Source organism: Parabacteroides sp. APC149_11_2_Y6 (assembly GCF_054506995.1).
Genome location: NZ_CP173709.1, coordinates 3,502,636 through 3,522,100, shown reverse-complemented (window position 1 = coordinate 3,522,100; position 19,465 = coordinate 3,502,636). Strand labels below are relative to the sequence as shown.

10 protein-coding genes are annotated in these 19,465 nt (G+C 43.5%); 3 read left to right on the top strand and 7 right to left on the bottom strand.

Annotated features, from left to right (window positions below; genetic code table 11):
• Window positions 1-123 precede the first annotated feature (123 nt).
• Window positions 124-1,194 (top strand): 3-isopropylmalate dehydrogenase, encoded by a 1,071-nt coding sequence (leuB, locus tag ACGE0T_RS14580; protein WP_459187352.1) that lies wholly within the window; start codon window positions 124-126, stop codon window positions 1,192-1,194.
• Between the two features lie 277 nt (window positions 1,195-1,471).
• On the opposite strand, the gene ACGE0T_RS14575 is transcribed toward leuB, so the two are convergent.
• From ACGE0T_RS14575 to ACGE0T_RS14550, 6 genes are all read right to left on the bottom strand, one after another.
• Window positions 1,472-3,013 (bottom strand): sulfatase, encoded by a 1,542-nt coding sequence (locus ACGE0T_RS14575; RefSeq protein WP_459187351.1) that lies wholly within the window; start codon window positions 3,011-3,013, stop codon window positions 1,472-1,474.
• Window positions 3,010-5,112, bottom strand: a complete 2,103-nt coding sequence (locus tag ACGE0T_RS14570; protein WP_459187350.1) for a Sip1-related alpha-galactosidase — start codon at window positions 5,110-5,112, stop codon at window positions 3,010-3,012. The genes ACGE0T_RS14575 and ACGE0T_RS14570 overlap by 4 nt, the downstream gene beginning before the upstream one ends.
• Window positions 5,109-6,503 (bottom strand): alpha-L-fucosidase, encoded by a 1,395-nt coding sequence (locus tag ACGE0T_RS14565; RefSeq protein ID WP_459187349.1) that lies wholly within the window; start codon window positions 6,501-6,503, stop codon window positions 5,109-5,111. Before ACGE0T_RS14565 ends, ACGE0T_RS14570 begins: the two co-directional genes overlap by 4 nt.
• Window positions 6,504-6,514: 11 nt before the next feature.
• Complete coding sequence (locus ACGE0T_RS14560) at window positions 6,515-7,969, bottom strand: sulfatase family protein (protein ID WP_459187348.1); 1,455 nt, start codon at window positions 7,967-7,969, stop codon at window positions 6,515-6,517.
• Between the two features lie 115 nt (window positions 7,970-8,084).
• Window positions 8,085-9,998 carry a RagB/SusD family nutrient uptake outer membrane protein gene (locus ACGE0T_RS14555; RefSeq protein WP_459187347.1) on the bottom strand — a complete coding sequence of 638 codons (1,914 nt, stop codon included), beginning with the start codon at window positions 9,996-9,998 and terminating at the stop codon, window positions 8,085-8,087.
• Window positions 9,999-10,011: 13 nt separating this feature from the next.
• Window positions 10,012-13,260, bottom strand: a complete 3,249-nt coding sequence (locus tag ACGE0T_RS14550) for a SusC/RagA family TonB-linked outer membrane protein (RefSeq protein ID WP_459187346.1) — start codon at window positions 13,258-13,260, stop codon at window positions 10,012-10,014.
• Between the two features lie 293 nt (window positions 13,261-13,553).
• On the opposite strand from ACGE0T_RS14550, the gene ACGE0T_RS14545 reads away from it, so the two are divergent.
• A complete protein-coding gene (locus tag ACGE0T_RS14545; protein WP_459187345.1) occupies window positions 13,554-17,576 on the top strand; it encodes a hybrid sensor histidine kinase/response regulator transcription factor in 4,023 nt (1,340 codons plus the stop codon).
• A gap of 51 nt (window positions 17,577-17,627) precedes the next feature.
• On the opposite strand, the gene ACGE0T_RS14540 is transcribed toward ACGE0T_RS14545, so the two are convergent.
• On the bottom strand, window positions 17,628-18,449 hold the full coding sequence (locus ACGE0T_RS14540; RefSeq protein ID WP_459187344.1) for a tetratricopeptide repeat protein: 822 nt from the start codon (window positions 18,447-18,449) through the stop codon (window positions 17,628-17,630).
• Between the two features lie 167 nt (window positions 18,450-18,616).
• On the opposite strand from ACGE0T_RS14540, the gene ACGE0T_RS14535 reads away from it, so the two are divergent.
• Window positions 18,617-19,459: a mechanosensitive ion channel family protein gene (locus ACGE0T_RS14535; RefSeq protein ID WP_459187343.1), complete on the top strand. Its 843-nt coding sequence runs from the start codon at window positions 18,617-18,619 to the stop codon at window positions 19,457-19,459.
• The last annotated feature ends 6 nt before the right edge of the window (window positions 19,460-19,465 follow it).

Here is a 19,465-nt window from a genome sequence, read left to right as displayed (position 1 = left end):
CAGGGCGCAGATTTACGCAGACAATAGTTTTTTATAAAGAATCTGCGTAAATCTGCGTGTTCTGCGTCATCTGTGTTCAGTAATAGCTTTTTTGACACAGCCTCTATTACACAATAAACACTTATGAAACTGAACATTGCATTACTTCCCGGCGACGGTATCGGTCCCGAGATTATAGAGCAAGGAATGAAAGCCGTAAAAGCGATATGCCGGAAATACGGTCATGAACTGAGTTATAAACAAGCATTAGTCGGAGCCTGTGCCATCGATGCTGTAGGCAATCCTTATCCGGATGAAACGCATGAACTCTGTATGCAGAGCGATGCCGTTTACTTCGGAGCTATCGGTTCGCCCAAGTATGATAATAATCCTTCTGCCAAGGTACGCCCTGAGCAAGGTTTGCTGGGAATGCGCAAGAAACTGGGATTATTTGCGAATATCCGTCCTGTGACGACTTTCCCGTCTTTGCTGCACAAATCTCCTTTGCGCGCTGAATTGATAGATGGTGCCGACTTTATGTGTATCCGCGAACTGACAGGCGGTATGTATTTCGGCCGTCCGCAGGGTAGAAGCGAAGATGGTAATACGGCTTATGATACTTGCGTGTACACACGTGAGGAAATCGAACGTATCGTCCGTCTGGCATACCAGTATGCACAGAAACGCCGCAAGAAAGTAACAGTGGTCGATAAAGCAAACGTATTGGCGACATCCCGCCTTTGGCGCCAGGTGGCACAGGAGATAGAAAAAGAATTTCCTGATGTGGAAACAGAATATATGTTTGTGGATAATGCCGCCATGCGCCTGGTTCAATGGCCGAAAAGCTTTGATGTGATGGTGACGGAAAATATGTTCGGTGATATCCTGACCGATGAGGCTTCTGTAATTACCGGCTCACTGGGAATGCTTCCTTCTGCTTCTATCGGTGTACATACTTCCGTATTCGAACCCATCCACGGTTCTTATCCGCAAGCAGCAGGAAAGAATATTGCGAATCCTTTGGCAACGATTCTGAGCGGTGCTTTGATGTTTGAATATGCTTTCAACCTGATGGAAGAAGGCGCCCTGATTCGCGAAGCTGTAGCTGCATCCATGGCTGCCGGTATGGTTACCGAAGATATTGCCGACGGCGCGAAAGCTTATACGACAAGTGAAGTTGGGGATTGGATTGCCGATTATATCGTCAAAAAGTAAAATTTTATAATGGAAATCGTTCCGCTGGCGTGCGAAAGCAGTATATAGTACTGTTTGGAGCCTCCGCTGACGTACGAATGGGTTTTACAGCACTGTTTGATGCCTCCGCTCGTGAGCGAAAGCATTTTACAGTGCTGTTTTGTATCTCCGCTGATGTGCGAATCGATTTTACAGCACTGTTTTATGTCTTCGCTGGCGCGCGGAGGCATCAAACAGTGCTGTATACCGCTTTCGCACGCCAGCGGAATGAAAATGCGATGCTGTTTCCTGCTATGAATCAGATTTCATCCGGCCAGGGACAGTTTTTCTTTGTAGCCTTGAATGACGGACGCTGTGCCTTCATCTTCCTTAACTGTTTGCCTAAGTCTTTGGATAATTTCTTTACCAGATCGGGACGGGAAGCGGACAGGTCGTTTTTTTCTCCTATGTCATCAGGTATGTTGAATAGTTCCTTCTTTCCGGTTTCGTAGTAGTAAATCAGTTTCCAGTCGCCTCGACGAATCGTGCAGGTGGCTCCGATGCCCGGACCTGTATTTCCCCAAAGATTCGGGAAGTTCCAATAGAGGCTGCGTCCTTTGGATGGGTCGCCCGTATTGGTGAGTAACGGCATGAAGCTGATACCATCGACAGGTTGGATTGTTTTATATTTCTTAATGCCGGCCATTTCGAGGATGGTCGGGAAGAAGTCTTCGATAATCAGATATTTGTCGCATTTGGTTTGCGGCTGTACTTTTCCCGGCCAACTGACGATCATCGGTTCGCGAATCCCCCCTTCATAGGCGGAACCTTTGCCGCTGTTGAGGGGCGAGTTTTGCGTATGTGGTTTGCCATCGCGCCACTCTGGTTCGGAGGCCAGTCCACCATTGTCGGACATAAAGAGGATGATGGTGTTATCTGCCAGGTTGTTCTTTTCCAGATAATTCATGATGTCGCCGAGGCTCTTGTCCATTCCTTCAATCAGGGCGGCATAGGCTGCTTCTTTTTCACTCAGGCCTTTATCTATGTACTTTTGGTAGAAGCGCATATCCTTGTCTATCGGAACATGGATGGCGTAATGCGACATATACAGGAAAAAAGGCTGGTCGTATTGTTGTGCTTTGTCGAGTGCCTTGGTTGCTTCCTGCGTCAGGGCTTCGGTGATGAATATATCCTTGCCCCAGTACTTTTCCAGTCCGGGGACGGCAAACCAGGGACTGGGTTTCCCATCCGTACGGTTGCCGAAGTTGGCTTCTCCGAGATAGCTTGCCAGGCCTCCGCCGGCATGTCCGGCGATGTTTACTTCAAATCCGAAGTGATAAGGGTTTTCGCCCGGAGTATCTACTGCCCCCCAATGGGCTTTGCCGCAATGGATGGTATGATAGCCGTTATCTTTCAATATTTGAGCCATGGAAGTAACCTGGTAGGTATGTTCTATGCCCGGTACTTCGCATATGCCGTTTACGTTCCAGTCCGGAAGTTCCAGTACATCGCTTTTACGGTCGGTAGATGCATTCTTGGGATATGTCCAGTTTGTTACCCGGTGGCGTCCGGCATTCATTCCGGTATAGAGGCTGCAACGGCTGGGCGAACTGATACTTGAAGCATATGCTTGTGTAAACATCATACCCTGACGTGCCAGACGTTCCATATTCGGGGTTTCGTATACCTCGTTGTAATGTGTCTTTTCCTTCCAGAAAGGGAGGGAAGTATCCTGCCAGCCCATATCATCTACAAGGAACAGGATGATATTCGGCCGTTTCTGTATGTTGGAAGTTTTTGTTTGGCCTGTCGCCCCTGCTAAGGGGAGTACCGCCAGGGATAGAAGTAGGCTCTTGTTCATGATTGTATGTTTTTTGATTCTTGTTTATTTATTGTTATTTCTCCCGGATGAATGACCGGTATGGTGCGTAATTCCTGCTGACCGCCTTGTTCCACCCATACCCGGAGATTTCCCGGGCAAAGGACATTCAACTTTAATTGTTCGGGAGTGGAGGAAATAATTTCGACAGTGACAGGAGAGAGGAACTTTTCCTGTATTCCGACTACTGCCCATCCGTTATGAATGGGACAAAGATGGAACAACCGGTCCGTAAATCCTTCCAATGTTATTTGTTTATCGGCGGTTAGCTCTTCTGCTGTCTGCTTTTCCCAGTCATATAACAGGATGCGTTCTGCTTGGTGCATAGTTTTCCCACTCATTGTTTCCCGGAGAGAATAATCTGTTGCACTGATGGTCGCTTCCACCGTATGATGGGAAGCGGACGTATTCAAATTATAACAGATGAGCGATACTGCTTCGTTTCCCGTAGGAGCAAATACCCGGTAGGCTTTTCCATCTTTCAGGGGATTGCTAATCACCGACTCGGGCGTTGGTATGGCGGGAGCTTCGGGCCTGAATATTCGGCCTTTCTCATCGATGAGCGGCAGGATATTCTCTTTTATGAAATCAGCCGGCGAGTCCGATAAATAGACCGGGCCTCCGGATATTGCTTTCGAGCGGGCCATCAGGCTTCCGCAGATAGTATCGCACGAATGGAACATATCATGGTCGGGCCACACCGTCTGTCCTTGCAGTAATGTATTGGTATAACATTGGAACAGATGCGATTTAGCCATGTCTTCATCATACTTTTTATAGTCGATGCTGACGCGCGCTACGCCACTATACCGGGTATGGTCGATGTTCAGGATATTCTGTGCCATGCAGTTCATCAAGTCGACCTGCTGGTTATGGGTTTGTTCTTCCAACGCCAGATTGCAGGCTTTGGCTTGCCGTACCACTTCCGTATTGCCCATATAAAGAGGCAGAAGGAAAGACTGGTTGTCTATCTTCAGAAAGTCGAAGCCATAGTTTTTCAACGTTCCGATATAATAGTTATAGAAAGCTTCGATATGTTCTTTGCTTTTTCCGGGAAGCATGCTGCCGTTGTAAGGATAGAGAGTTTGCCGGATATTTTCAGGAAAGTCGTTTTCAGGCGATATCCCCATCCAGTAGCCGCAGAAGTTATACCATAATCCCATCCATTTTATTTTATCCGCTTTCTTCCGGGAGATGATATTTTTCCATCCGTCAGGAAATTTTTTCTTATCCGGAACGAAACTCGTGAGCTGTTGGTTCTTGTTTGCCAGATGCCCGTCATCTATCAGGACATACCGGATTGGTATGCCGGATGCTTCGATACCATCCAGGTCGCTCAGCATTTTGGTTTCGTCTATATTGAAGTGATAATGTTCCCAGGAACACCAGCCCAGATAATTGAAGGCTTCAAAATAGTTTTTATCCGTTCTTTTCTGCAACGCTGATATTTCCCTGTTATCGATTAATGAGGTGTATGCCTTATGAATGGCCTCATAGACAGTTTTCCCTTTTTCAACCAATAAGACAGGAGCCTGCGAAGCCAGATTGTCGGTTCCCAATGTTGATAAGTAGACTGTCAGCGAACCATTCTTATTTACTTGAAACCAACTGATACTGTTTTCTCCGGCTACCGCCTTCGCGAAAAGAAATCCTCCGTCAGCCAGTTCCTGCAACAGGGCATCTCCCAGAACGGAAGGCATCCCGTTAGACGGAATTCCCGGATAATCAGCTTGTGTCAAATCTTTCAGGCTATTGAATACCCAGGGCAATAACCTGTTCGTGTTATTGGGCCATTGATAATCGCCTGGGCGGTAATCGCGGCTAAAAAATATTCCTTGCTTGTAAGCCGGTATATCTGTTTGATAAGAAATGGTAGGCTGCTTTCCGGGAATGTTCTTTTCGTAATATACTGCGGTTTGCAATTTTTCCAGCCTGATAGGCTTTTCCATCCGGAGAGCAGTAATGTCAGTAAACATTTTCCCCTTCTCATAAACAAATGAGGTTTGCCCTCTGAGGCCGGGACAAACCCATACCGCACCACTGAGGAGTAATGTAACCAGATATGTTTTATTTTTTGTCATTCCTTTGTTATTACGTAGAAAGCACTGAAGTTTCGAATATCCGGCTGTGCAGCCGACTGGGAGACAACCAGACGTAAAGCTGAGGCTTCGACTGTCGGGAACTGCTCGATGCGTTTATGACCGACCGATTCACCTTCGCAAACTGTCTGCCATTTGCCGTTCACTTTGGCTTCTACTTTGTATTGGCGGATACGTTCTCCATTCTGGATGTTCTCCTGAATAATGCAATGATTGACAGGTTGCGGCTTATTCAGTTTCAGAGTCAGATCCTTTTTTTGCCCGGAAGTCGAAGCAATGGGAGAAGAGAAACGGCGGTTGATTTCGTCGCCCCACTCTTTCAGGCGTTGTGTATCGCCCGCAGGGATTAATCCGGTCGTGTCGGGCGTAAGGCCGACAATCAATGTGGCATTTCTTCCTACCGATTTATAATACATGTTCATTAAGTTGTCGACGGGGTAAACTGCCTGCTCGTCGTCTGGTTCCCAGAACCATTCGTGACGGCCGTTCATTCCGCGAAGTGGTGTATCAGCCATAGCCGGAACCCAGTAACGACCGTTTTTGTCGCCATGTTTCAGCAAGTCATTATGGTTGTGTACTCCCTCCGTATTGTTGCTGTGCGAAAAAGGGTAGGGAAATGAGGACCAGCAGGGATAACCGACTGTACCCGATTCAGACCCGCCCCAACGGAAGTCTGCCCGGTCTACATTATGGTAAAAGAGGCATTCCGGCTGATATTTGCTGACAATCGGCAATACATCCGGTCCATCGCCTCTCGGGTCGTCTGCGCCACCGTCAAACCAGATCATAAACAAATCCCCGTAGCGGCTGCACAGTTCTTCCACCATGCGCTCGCAGAAATGCTTATACCATTGTTGACGGTTGGCGGCAAACTCCCCTTCCCCCTGTACCTTAAAATTATGAACGCCAAAAAGTGAATTCCATCGGATGCCTACATAAATGCCAGGCATGATATCGTATTTGCGGCAGGAATTGACGAAGTCGCGGATGATATCTCCTTTCCCGTCGCGCCATTTTACCGCTTTTAAACAATACGGATTCACATCGCTCTGATAGATGGCAAAGCCTGTTTCGTGTGTGGCTGTCAGTACGGCAAACTTTGCTCCTGCCGCTTTGGCTGCCCGTATCCATTGGTCGGTATCGAGTTTTGTAGGGTTAAAGATATTATAATCTTCAATTGGCTGGATGCGATTGTTGCCCTGACCGTACTTAATGCCATCGAATACATGCAGGTCGTAATGAAAGACGACACCTATTTCCGATTCGTGCCACTTTAACTGATGAGGTGCCGGGACTGGAATAAAGGTTTCTTGCCCTATTGCAGGAATGATATTTGCTATCAGAAAGATTATCAGATAAAAATTTATTTTCATGTGTGTATTTGTTATAGACAGTTTGCAAAAGGATCATTTGTTTTCTTTAACCAGCCTTTTAACCGGGAAGAAAATTGTTTAACCAGTTCCAGCTGACCGGAAGCTATATTGTTTAGTTGGAATGGGTCTTGTTCGCGATCGAACAGTATCCATTCGTCTGTTTGGCCGTTTGTAGCGTGCACCACAAATGTATATTTTTTTGTCCGTAATCCCCGGTATCCGGTTGTTAAATTTTCAGGCAGGATATAATAATAGGGCTGTACGACCTCTTGTGTTTTATCCGGAGAAAGGATGGAAGCGGACAGGTCTAACGTTTGTACTTCGGCAGGTATCTGGCCTTTGAACCCCATCAGTGAAAGCAGGGAAGGATAAAGGTCGGCAAAAGAAATCATTAAAGTAGAATCGCGGCGCGGCACAAGCTTTTCCGGCCAACTGACGATAAGAGGAATGCGCATGGCTTCTTCGTAATAAATATCTTTGCCGATATGGTGGTGCATTCCCATACAATCGCCATGATCGGAAGTAAATACGACAATTGTGTTATCGAACAATCCCTGTTCTTTTAGCTCATGGACAATACGGCCTACTTGTTCGTCGACCCCAGTCATGCATGCATAATAGTCGAGTACGCTTTTCCGGAAATAATCACCCTCTTCCGTTCCTTTGGGAGGAATAACGGGAGAGTTGCATAACGTTTCGACATCTATATTCGGGTATATCTTTTTATATTTGTCGGGAACCAGCTCGTATCCTGTATGAGGAGGGTTCATGGATACAACCAGAGCGAAAGGCTTGTTGCTGTTGCGTAACTTATTGTCTTTATTGGCGATGTAGTCGATGGCCTGGTCTGCTTCATATTCCGGTCCCCATTGATTTACGAAATAGTACTCGTCACGTGAGGCATTCGTATTCCAATACATGGGTTTCAGATGATAATCGTATGTCCCGTAGGCAATCCAGTGATTAAAACCATGACGGCGTTCTTTCGGGCACCATTCGTTCCATGCTATTTCCCCTTTATTATTGTAGGTGTCGATGTAAGGTTTGTGAGGAGCATCCAGATGCCATTTCCCGATGTATCCCAGTTCATATCCCTGGTCTTTCAGCACGTCCGACCAACAACGGGCTTTGGTTGGCAGCTCTACATGGTAGGGAGCAGTTGCCGAATTGCAGTTGCCTGTTACCTTACTGTCAATCGGATACATACCCGTCATCAGCATTCCTCGGGCAGGAGAGGAGACCGGATAGCTACTGATTGCATCTGTAAAATATACCCCTTCGGAGATGAGACGGTCGAGATTGGGTGTCTGTACCGGCTCCAGTCCCAGGCAGCCCATTGCTTGTCCGCGCCATTGGTCGGCCATGATGAATACCAGGTTTGGGGTTTTCGGTTTTTCCTGAGCTTGTATCTGGTTTACAGCCAGGCAGGAGGTAAGTAATAATAACTGTTTGGGAAACTGTTTCATGGTGAATTATTAATAGTTAATTCCCTGCCTTTTAATCTTCCGGTGTTTGCCGAAAGACTAAAAGATAGGGATTTTTTGTATGAGTTATCAATCTTATTAGGACTAAATATATCCTTTACTTATTAGCACTTGTTCCCGGTTGAATATCCCAACCCGGGTTCTGATAAATGTAAGCGGTACTGATGTCGCCACCCTTTTCCGGTGTACTCAGACGGATCACATCATAAGCGATAGGAGCCAGGTAATGGGCTTTCATAAATGTATATCCGTTGAATGCCTTGTTGTTGCGGTGTATCTGGTACGGACGGATATATTTGCTTGATTTGCTGCTGGAAACATTCGGTTCGTCTGCTTCGCCTTCTACTTTCAAGTCGTCATACAGTTTGTATTGTTCGTCCCAAAGGTTGAAACCTTCCACTTGATAATTTTTCATTCGGTCGAGTGCTCTCCAACGATACAGGTCGTCAAGGCGTAAACCCTCAGCAATGAATTCCGTACGGCGTTCACGGCGAATGTTATATAAGGTGGCATCAACCGGCTGTTCTCCGGAATATACGGCTAAGTCATTTTCTTTCGACAGATCGGTGGCATCGATTGTTTTTTGAATGTCTTCATCAACGCCCGCTCTTTGGCGTAGCGCTTTCCAATAAGAGATACTTTTTGTATCCAGTGAGTTATTATTTAAAAGATAGCTGGCTTCGATATAATTCAGATAAGCTTCTGCCGCGCGGAAGATAACGCAAGCTGTATAGCCCGGATTTGTACCTCCCATACTTAAATCCTGATTCAAACCTTTACGCTGGCAATAACCTGTCGTATTTTTATTTTCCGGGAGAATTGTGATACCCGGACGGGTGAATTTATTATTTTCATTAATCGGATCGCCGGGAATACTTATAGATTCACGCAGCCGTTTATCGCGATTTGTCGCTACATCGGTCAGTGTTTTGTCCCCTAAATAATAACTTCCGGCGGCGTAGATGGGTAAGCCGTTATTCATAAGGCAGCTTTCAACCAATGAACGGGTTAATCCTGTATTTCCGCAGCCGTTACCACCCGGATAAATTGCTTGTAAATAAGATACGACGTAATGGAATATCTTTAGGCCGATATCATACTTTCTCCACAGCAGCACTTCTTTTTTATCGGAAAGGTCAACACTGTTGAACATGCTGGAATAGTCTCCCAAAGGAAAATTATCGGCTATTTGTTCTGCTGATGTTTTAGCTTCGGATAAGAAAAATTGTATTTCGCTATTCAGGTCGATATTGAAATCTTTCAGGTAAGGAGCTTTAGCACCCGGCCATTCCGGTCCGCCGGGAACACGGTCGGTTCCGGCATGATATTTTAACCATGTTCCTTCGTAAAGGGCAACCCGCGATTTGAATAATAAAGCTACATATTTAGTCAGGCGGTTGGCTTCCGGCGGCGTTTCTTTCATCATTTCTGCAGCTTTATCGAGATCGGCAAGAATAAAACGGGCCACTTCGTTTTGTGGGCGGCGTTTATTGGCTTCTGCGAGTTCGGTATAGTCATCTGATAATGTTTTGTCAACGATTGGGAAGTCACCGTACTTTTTCATGAAAGTGAAGTATTGGAAGGCACGGAAGAAATACATTTCGCCAATGTAGTGGCGGATATTCGGGTCCGAACCCGTGATTTTTTCTTCTTCGTATTTGGGTAATACGGTTTCGAGGAAATAGTTACAGTCACGTATTTTCTTGAAGTCCCATTCTCCGCTGGTCGGAACACGGCGTTCGCCGGGGATGAAATTGGATTCTTCTATCGTAGAACACTGATTGTCACTGTTATTATCGGTTTTGAAAACACCGATACTGTATTCACCTGGTTTATGTGACGGGAGTGCGTCGTATTGGGCAGCTCCGAAACTGGCAAGTTGAGCTTCCGTATTCAGATAATTTTCCGAAGTGACGGATGATAGCGGTTCGCGGTCGAGGTAGTCGTTACACGCAGTGAAACCAAGTGAACCGACTGCCAGCGATAATATAATGATTGATTGCTTTTTCATGATGCTTTAATAATTAAAATGAAACATTTATTCCGCATGACAGTGTCCTTGAAAGCGGATAGATTTTACCATTACCCATTGCTCCTCCGACTGCTTCGGGGTCGAATACGCCGAAGATAGACGAGATGGTGAACAGGTTGTCACCGGAGAAAAATACGCGTACTTTACTCAAACCTGCCTTGGCTGTCAGGTAACCAGGTACGGTATAACCTACCGACAAGTTTTTCAGGCGCAGATAAGCGGCACTTTGCAGATAACCGGATTGTGTTTTATGGTTCTTTGTCGCATTGTTATCGAAATAGGGTTTCGGGAAATATGCATTCAAGTTAGCTCCCATATCATCGCCATCCGGACGGAAATAATCCAAATGTTCTTTATATCCGATAGATTGCCAAAGACCGCTACCACCATTGTTGTCAACAGCTCCCCAGAAGAAGTTGCCGTCCAGCCAGATGTCACGTTTACAGACGCCTTGGAAGAAAGCACGGAAGTCGAAACCGTTCCAGTTGGCTCCCAATGTGATACCTACCTGGTAACGCGGGGTTTCATTGCCGATGATTTTACGGTCTCCGGGGTCTCCAACCATATTGGAGCCTGTCGTGATTTTACCGTCACCGTTAAGGTCTTTATACATAATATCGCCTGCACCCCATTTGCTACCGATCTGTGACTGGTCGGTTGTAGCCAAATGATCTTGCATTTCTTTATCTGTTTTAGCAATGCCTATCGTTTCAAATCCCCAGATGTCACCCATATATCTTCCGTTATAAGGTACATATTCCATGTTTCCGTCAGAGTTCTTACGGTCTATAATTTGGGCATCGTTCGGATATTTGGTGATCTTGGTTCTGGCATCAGCCAAAGTAAATCCTACCGTATAACCTACCTTGCCGACCTGGTCACTCCAGGTTAAAGCCAGTTCCCAACCTTTACTTTGCATGGCAGCATTGTTAATACGCGGTAATTTGTCGTTATCTATACCGATGATCGATGATTTTTCTTCGGGAGGGCCGACCATATCATCTGTACTTCTCATATACCATTCAAACGAACCCGTCAAGCGGTTGTTCAAGGCTCCGAAGTCAAAACCGATATTAGTTGTCGTAATCTTTTCCCATGTCATCAGGGCACTGACCATCAGTGGGGCAGTAGCTGTAGTCGGTTGTTGTCCTCCTATCAGCCATTTACCATTTTTCAATCCAAGCGGTTGAGCCGGGTAGAACGGATAAAATTCTTTGGTGTTTTGGTTACCCAGCTTACCCCATGAGAAGCGGGGCTTCAATGTTCCGACATATTCCGAAATATCTTCCCAGAAACCTTCACGTGCGATGTTGTATCCCAAAGAGAAAGATGGAAATACGTTCCAGCGTTTATCACGCAAAAAGCGTGAAGAACCGTCATAACGTACATTGACTTCAGCCAGGAACCGGCCATCGTAATCATAGTTCAAACGTCCGAAGAAACCGGTAGTTGCCCATTCTTTCTTATTTGCGGAAGTATAATCTTTTCCCATGCTGGTGTCGATACTGGGCACTTCATCGCTAATCACATCGTCACGTTTGGCATATACGTAGTTTTGTTTGTAGAGTTCGGTATTGAAACCGACCATTACCTTGAAGTTGTTTTTGTTGAAAGACTTGAAGTAATCGGTATACAAACTGGTTGTCAGCAGATTGTTGTCTTGTGCGGAAGACCATGCATAGGTTGCACCCGGGCCGTAACTACCTGCAAATGCCAAAGGGACCGGTTCGTTCTTTGAGTTCCATTCATAGATTTTAGCCAGGTTTTCGTCTTTGTTTATATGTTCGGCTTTCAGGCTTATGTCTCCACGGATATTCCAGTCTTTTAGCGGAGTGATAGTTATGTTGGCCTGTGTATAAATAATGTCTTTTCTGCGTTTGTAGCGTCCTCCGTCTTCTATTTGAATGATTTTAGAGTTACGCATATAATGTCCGTTCGGGTCTTTGAACGGCATTGTTGGCCAGGTACGTGAGATATCGTGGTAGTATAGACCTACATCGATGCCATTTGTCGTATTGTCCGGATCATCATTTGCATATGTCGGGCGATTCAGTTCTTCGCGGATGAAACGGGTACTCAAACCGATTTGCAGCCAGTTGTTTACTTTTGAGTTGATTTTAGCCGAAGCATTCATACGTTTGAAGTCGTCATCGCCGTAACGCATATTGCCGCCCTGGTCCATGAAAGCACCCGACATAAAGTAAGTCAACTTTTCGGTACCGCCACTTACATTAACGTTATGTTCCTGGGTGAAACCGGTCTTAAAATGGTTACGTGCCCAGTTTTGGTTGTCGTTGGCTTTTTGGTTGAATTCAAACATGCCATTACCCGGATTAGGAACGGTTGTAGTCGAGATTTCCCCTTTTTGATAAGCAATGATACGGCCCATTGTTTCTTCATTGAAAACAGGGTCTTGCCCGCTGTTCAATGCTGCTGCATTGAAATATTTTGCAAATGTATAGGAATCCATCATATCCGGGAGATTGGTTGCGGTAGACCAGCGGAAACTGTTATTATAGGTAATCTGTGTTTTTCCGCTCTTTCCGCTTTTCGTTGTGATAAGGATCACACCGAACGGTGCACGCGAACCGTAAATACTGGATGCAGCCGCATCTTTCAATACGGAAATGTTTTCGATATCATCCGGGTTCAATGCATTCATATCACCTTCTATCCCGTCGATAAGGATCAGAGGAGCATCATTCGAACCTTCGCCAATCGTACCTGTACCACGGATATTCACTTTCAAAGCGTTTCCCAATGCTCCACCCTGATTGTTGAGCGAGAGGTTCAAACCCGGAACGACACCTTGTAAGGCTTGTCCTACCTGGGCAACCGGGCGTGATTCCAGTGCTTTGGTATCGACGGTGGAAACAGCCCCTGTCAGGTTTACTTTCTTTTGCGTACCGAAACCGACAACAACCACTTCATCCAGCGCCTGCGTATCTTCACCCAATTGGATAGCAAGAACTTTCTGTGTACCGTCGATTTTGACAGTTTGAGGTTTGTAACCGATGTAGGAAATATGCAATATATCTCCTTTTGAAGCTGCGATGGAAAACTTACCGTCCATATCGGTAACGGTTCCATTGGTGGTTCCTTGTACCAGGACGGTTGCTCCGATAACCGGCTCACCCAGACCTTTATCAATAACAGTACCAGTAATGGTCAGCTGCTGTGCGTATATATAGGATATACTGGTCATCAGCAGTGCAATTAATAATGTGACTCTTTTCTTCATTCCTTTTTTAGTTTTAAGGTTGTGAATACTAATTTTAAATAATTTTGAAAACAAAAGTATGGGGTATGGTTGAATCGGACGGTTCGTGTATTATTCATTAACAGCGGGTGTTTTATTTATTTTACTTGTTGCAAGTCAGTATACCGGGTGTTTTATTCATGAATAGTGGGCGTTTCATTCAATTGTGTGGTCGGGCCGTTTTTTCTTTTATTTAGTGACAAATACTTTCTTCCTTTTTTGTTTCTTTGCATATGATCCTATTACTTCTCAGGGATAGATCAGTTAATTCGCCAATGGGGAAATCTATTATAGTCATATTGTTTGTCATATTTTACAGCTTGCCTGGTTATGCTTTTTTTGAAAAAGATATCCGGATACTTACGATGCAGAATGGACTGGCTGATAATACAGTCTCTTGTATTCATAAAGACCGGGACGGTTTCATGTGGTTCGGTACGAATAACGGGTTGAGCCGGTATGACGGGAAGAATATTAAGAACTTCAGTTTAGACAGCCTTTATATGAAGGTGCTTCATATAAAGGAAACGGAAAACGGTTTGCTTTGGGTAATAGCCAATAGGCGATTGTTTTGTTTCGACCGGCGGATGGAGCATTTCATACCAGTCCGGGGTAGTGAAAAATGTACCAGAGTTCAGGACATACTTATGCAAGATGATACGTCTTTCTGGTCTATATCACCAGATGTTCTTTCTTCTGTTCTGATAGATTACAAGACGGATAAGGGAGGGAATATAACAGAGGTTAACCTGAAAGTAGAAAAAGAGTTCCCCCATTTGGGGGGAAACGATACAGGTTACATGGCTTTTTGCCAGTCACCGGAAGGTCTAATTTATATCGGAACAGATAGGGGAGATATTATTACATTCGATCCGGCTACATTTCATGTAATAGGTAAGATTGACCGGTTTAAAACTGGTAAGATTCATATTGTAAGTCTTTTATATTCTGATGGGTGTATATGGATAGCCACTTGGGTGGATGGAGTGATTTGCCATAATCTGAAATCAGGTACTTATAACCAATATAGTTATAATCCGGAGGATAAAGTCCGGACATTATCACATGGAGATGTATATCAAGTAGTTCCCCTTGGTAATGAACATTATTTTGTAGCAACATGGAACGGATATACGGTACTTGTGCCGGATAAAGACAATCCGGCTCGTCTTACAACAAAAGTTTATAATAATACGGCATCACAATTACACCGGAATTTGGAAACCCGGATGATTTCTGCCTATTATGATCCAGAAGGAATTATCTGGGTCGGGACACAAGGAGGGGGTGTTTATGCCTCAGACCTGCGTAAGCAGTTTTATAAACGGTTTCATCAGGAAACCCATAATGAAATTTGTGGAATGGCAACCGATAAGAAGCAACGTATCTGGTTGGCTTCATTTCATAAAGGTATCTTGAGAAGTTCGGAACCGTTCGATCCTCAGTCTCATTTGTCATTTGAATCAATACCCTCCGGAACAGGAAATACTGTTTTATGTGTTGTCTCTGATAGAAAAGGAGATTTATGGTTTGGAAACAGTCAGTCCGAATTGATATGGTATCATTCGGGCAATGAGAGAATAACGGTTCTTCCCATTCGTTTGGCTGACGGTTCGCATTGGACAGGCTCTGTCTGGTCTTTAGTATTCGACAGTCAGGATCGTTTATGGTTGGGAACCTCCAATGGGTTATTACTTTTTGACCCTGCAACAAAATTATTTAAACATTATCCGGTACATTCAGGTGTAATACGGGCAATGGCAGAAGTTCCAGGTAAATGCTTATGGTTGGGAACTTCATACGGACTTAAAAAATTCTGTTTTCCAGAGAATATTATACAATCCGGCTTTGAAAAACAAGCGAATATCCCGGCATGGGAAGTCCGTTCCCTTTTTGCTTCTTCCGATGGAAAATTGTATATTGGTTTTGCGGAAGGATTTGGTATAATGGATTTGTCTTCAGATACGATTGAGAGTTATTTTACGACTCGTAACGGTTTGAGCAGTAATTTTATAGGTTGTATTAGTGAAGATTCGAAAGGGCATCTTTGGCTGGGATCCAACTCCAGTGTTTCACGTTACTCAAAACATCAGAAACTTTTTTATAACTATTATGTATCTGGAAATAACCGTTCGGTAATGCTTTATAAGGACTATCTGTTTTGGGGAAATAATAAGAATATAACTTATTTTCTACCGGATAAGGCTATGAATGATTACCTTTCCAACAAGGTTGTTATCACCCAGTTGGAGGTTGATAATAAGCATGTCGGAATCGGGCAAAAAGTGAACGGTCAGATTATCCTTAAGAAAGGTATTCCCTATACTAAAAAACTTACACTGACCGCAACCAATAATAACTTTTCGCTGATGTTCAGCAATTTGACCTATTCGGAGGATTTACAGAAATATGGTTATCGACTTACTCCTGCCCAGACAGACTGGTTAGTGGCTGGTGATGGTGACAAAGTCTCGTATACAAATTTACCCCGAGGTGAATATGTTTTTGAAGTCAGGAGTATTTTTCCAGATGGATCTAACGGAGATATAACTTCTTTAGCAGTAAAAATTTTGCCTTATTGGTATGAGACTTTTTGGTTCGGCCTGTTGGTATTTATTTTTGCTGTTATTATAGTCTGTTACCTGATAAAACACCTGAAAAGAAAACAGATGCGTCTGGCTCAGGAAGAACAGTTGAAACACGAGTTGCTTATTGTTAATTTGGAAAGAGAAAAGGAGAAACAGATCAGCCTGGAAAGGGAAAGTTTCTTTACAAATGTATCTCATGAGCTTCGTACACCGCTAACATTAATCCTTTCGCCTCTGCAAGAACTCTTACAGACGGAACGTTTTCCACAGATATTGCAGGATAAACTTTCTTTGGTTTATAACAATGCGTCTTCGTTATTTTTTCTCGTGAACCAACTTTTGTATATTCAAAAAATAGAGGCTGGCATGGTTCATTTAAGTCTGTCTAAAGTGGAGATTGTTGCTTTGGTTAAACAGGTGATGAATTCTTTTAAGCATATGGCAGAAATAAAAAAGGCTAAGTATGTCCTGAACTCTGGTATAGAGTTTCTTGAACTTTGGATTGATGCGGCTAAAATAGAATCGGCCTTGAAAAATTTGCTTTCAAATGCGTTTAAGTATACTCCTCCCTGTGGAATAATCGAGGTTTCACTGGAAGAAAGAGAAGTGGACGGGAAAATGTTTTGTTTGCTTTCTGTGTCCGATAATGGTCCGGGAATAGCAGAAGATTGGCAGGAACGCATTTTTGATTCCTTTATAACAGGCAAAAATGAACCCTCATTTTCTACCAAGGTAGGCATAGGATTACGTATCGTTAAGAATACGATGGATATTCATCATGGGCAAGTCGTATTGGACAGTTCACCGGGGAAAGGAGCAAAATTCACTCTTTATCTTCCGATAGGAAAAGAACATTTTAAAGATGACGAATGTGAATGGGTTGAGAATGCGGTGAAGCCAAAAGAAAATGAAACTTTTTATGTACCGCAGTTGCTAAATAAAACCTTGGAAACTAATTCATACAAGAAGTTATTGATAGTGGAGGACAATGATGAAATAAGAAAATATATCCATACACTATTTAATAAGGACTATCAGGTATTGGAAGCCTGCAATGGCGATGAGGGTGTAAAAATTGCAATAGATGAAATTCCGGATTTGATAATATCAGACATCATGATGCCTGTTAAAGATGGTTTTGTTTGTTGTATGGAAATCCGGAGTAATTTGCAAACTTCACATATCCCTATTATAATGCTTACAGCTAAAGCGGAAGAAGAAGATTTGTTGAAAGGCCTTCGAATAGGGGTGGATGATTATCTGATGAAGCCGTTTAACCCCGAAATACTCAAGGCTAAAGTCGAAAATCTGATTTATATGCGTAAGCAATTGAAACGAATCTATACCAAAACGTTGATGCTAAAACATACGGCTGATAATTCGGAGGGCGAAGAACAGGCTGACCCTTTTATGCAGCAGGTTATTGGTATTGTTGAAGCAAACCTTACTAATCCTGATTTCAGTGCGAAGATGCTGGCTGAACTCCTGAATCTCAGCCAGCCTACATTATACAGGAAAATGAAGCAGCAAAGTAATTTGTCCATTATTGAAGCAATCCGTGGCATACGCATGAGTAAAGCTGCTTCATTGATTATACAGAAAAAATATTCGGTTCAAGAAATAGCCGAAATGGTTGGCTATAATGATATAAATACGTTCCGTAAACATTTTACAAACCAATTCGGAGTATCTCCCTCCCGTTACATTTGACGGATATATGATGGATATGGCTGTTATGGTAGATATCTTTACGGGATGTCTTTATTTCGTTAATTTCATCAGCTCATCGATGGTTGCCTTGTCATATCCCATGGATGCTGCCTTTTCAAAATCGAGGATGGCACGTTCTTTTTCGTATTGGGATAATTTTATTTTACCACGTAATACATATAAGGCGGCACTGGGTTCGCTTTCGGTAAATACTTTTTCAATATCAGCCATCGCGCGGGAGTTCTTTCCCATCATGAAATAAAGGTCGGCGCGTCCTTCATATAAAATCCAGTCGCGAGGCATTTCCTTAATCAGGTAATTATATATTTTCTCGCTTTCGGTATAGTTGCCACGTGCTTTCTCGAGGATGGCGTGTCCCAGACGGGCGCGGACAGACTTTTCATTTATCTCCAATATCTTATCGAAGTCCTGTTCAGCCCACATATAATTTTTCAGTTGGATATAAATCAATCCACGGCAATACAAAGCTTCCTGATGGGTCGGTTCTGCAATTAATAGCGTGTTGTAATCACTCAGAGCTTTTTCTGTTTCACCCAGTTCCGTATAGAGGGAGGCACGGTTTTCTAAAATGGTAATATTGGAAGTGTGGCCGCTTAAAGCCGAAGAATAGGAGAGAAGTGCTTCTTCCAACTTACCCTGCCTGCGTTGTATCGTTCCCAGATTAGTCAGCAAAGCATAATTAAGCGGGTTGGCAGGTTCTTTGCGCATAGCAGCTTTCAGGCTTTCTTCTGCGGAAACCAAATCTTTTTTATCCAGAAAATCATAACTTTTTTTTACCAGTTCTTCGTAGGATTGTGCAAAGCTGTTTCCAACGAACAGCAACATGCCTATAAAAATAAGGAATACCCTCATAAGATGCTCATTAAGATGTTATTTGACTGGCTACAAAACTACATAATAAAATCAGTTCTTTAACAGATTAAAAAAACTTTATACCTTTGCTACACTTTGTAATACTTTTTTGTGGGTAGGATTGTTATTTAACTATATGGATATTTTTTAATATTAAATTTTTAATTATGATACTATTAGCAGCAGTAGAAGCCAGCACAAAGCTGGAAAAAGTGATTAATTCTCTTATTTCGCAAGGAGCAGATTTGGGGTGGACTATAATAAAAGCCCTTTTAGTCTTTATTATTGGACGCTTTGTCATTAATCTGATAAATAAATTGGTGAAACGTGTGCTGAGTAAGCGTGATATCGACGCTTCGGTAAAAACGTTCGTTGGCAGTCTGGTTAATGTCATCTTGACTGTTTTGTTGATTATCTCTGTTGTCGGTGCATTAGGAGTTCAGACAACCTCTTTTGCCGCTTTGCTTGCCTCTGCCGGTGTTGCCATTGGTATGGCGTTGAGCGGGAACCTGGCAAACTTTGCAGGTGGGTTGGTTATATTGTTGTTCAAACCTTATAAGGTTGGTGACTATATCGAATCGCAAGGTGTAGGCGGAACAGTAAAAGAAGTGCAGATATTCCATACAATCCTGACCACAGCCGATAATAAGGTGATTTACATTCCGAACGGTTCATTAAGCAGTGGAGTGGTAACGAATTTTAGCCATCAGGCAACACGCCGTGTGGAATGGATCATTGGTATAGATTATGGGGAAGATTTTGAAAAAGCAAAGAGTGTTATTGAAAATCTTTTAAATGGAGATGAACGTATATTAAAAGATCCGGCTTTTCTTATCGCTTTGCATGCTTTGGCAGACAGTAGTGTGAATGTCGTAGTGCGTGCATGGGTAAACAGCGGGGATTATTGGAATGTATATTTCGATATGAATAAGGCTATATATGAAACCTTTAATGCTCAAGGTATCGATTTTCCATTCCCGCAACTTACCGTACATAAGGCAAGTAATTAAGTGGTA

Coding starts and splice junctions, on each gene's coding strand:
- ACGE0T_RS14565 (WP_459187349.1), bottom strand. CDS start 6,503: ATGAAAATAAATTTTTATCTGATAATCTTTCTGATAGCAAATATCATT.
- ACGE0T_RS14535 (WP_459187343.1), top strand. CDS start 18,617: ATGATACTATTAGCAGCAGTAGAAGCCAGCACAAAGCTGGAAAAAGTG.
- leuB (WP_459187352.1), top strand. CDS start 124: ATGAAACTGAACATTGCATTACTTCCCGGCGACGGTATCGGTCCCGAG.
- ACGE0T_RS14570 (WP_459187350.1), bottom strand. CDS start 5,112: ATGACAAAAAATAAAACATATCTGGTTACATTACTCCTCAGTGGTGCG.
- ACGE0T_RS14555 (WP_459187347.1), bottom strand. CDS start 9,998: ATGAAAAAGCAATCAATCATTATATTATCGCTGGCAGTCGGTTCACTT.
- ACGE0T_RS14545 (WP_459187345.1), top strand. CDS start 13,554: ATGGGGAAATCTATTATAGTCATATTGTTTGTCATATTTTACAGCTTG.
- ACGE0T_RS14540 (WP_459187344.1), bottom strand. CDS start 18,449: ATGAGGGTATTCCTTATTTTTATAGGCATGTTGCTGTTCGTTGGAAAC.
- ACGE0T_RS14560 (WP_459187348.1), bottom strand. CDS start 7,969: ATGAAACAGTTTCCCAAACAGTTATTATTACTTACCTCCTGCCTGGCT.
- ACGE0T_RS14575 (WP_459187351.1), bottom strand. CDS start 3,013: ATGAACAAGAGCCTACTTCTATCCCTGGCGGTACTCCCCTTAGCAGGG.
- ACGE0T_RS14550 (WP_459187346.1), bottom strand. CDS start 13,260: ATGAAGAAAAGAGTCACATTATTAATTGCACTGCTGATGACCAGTATA.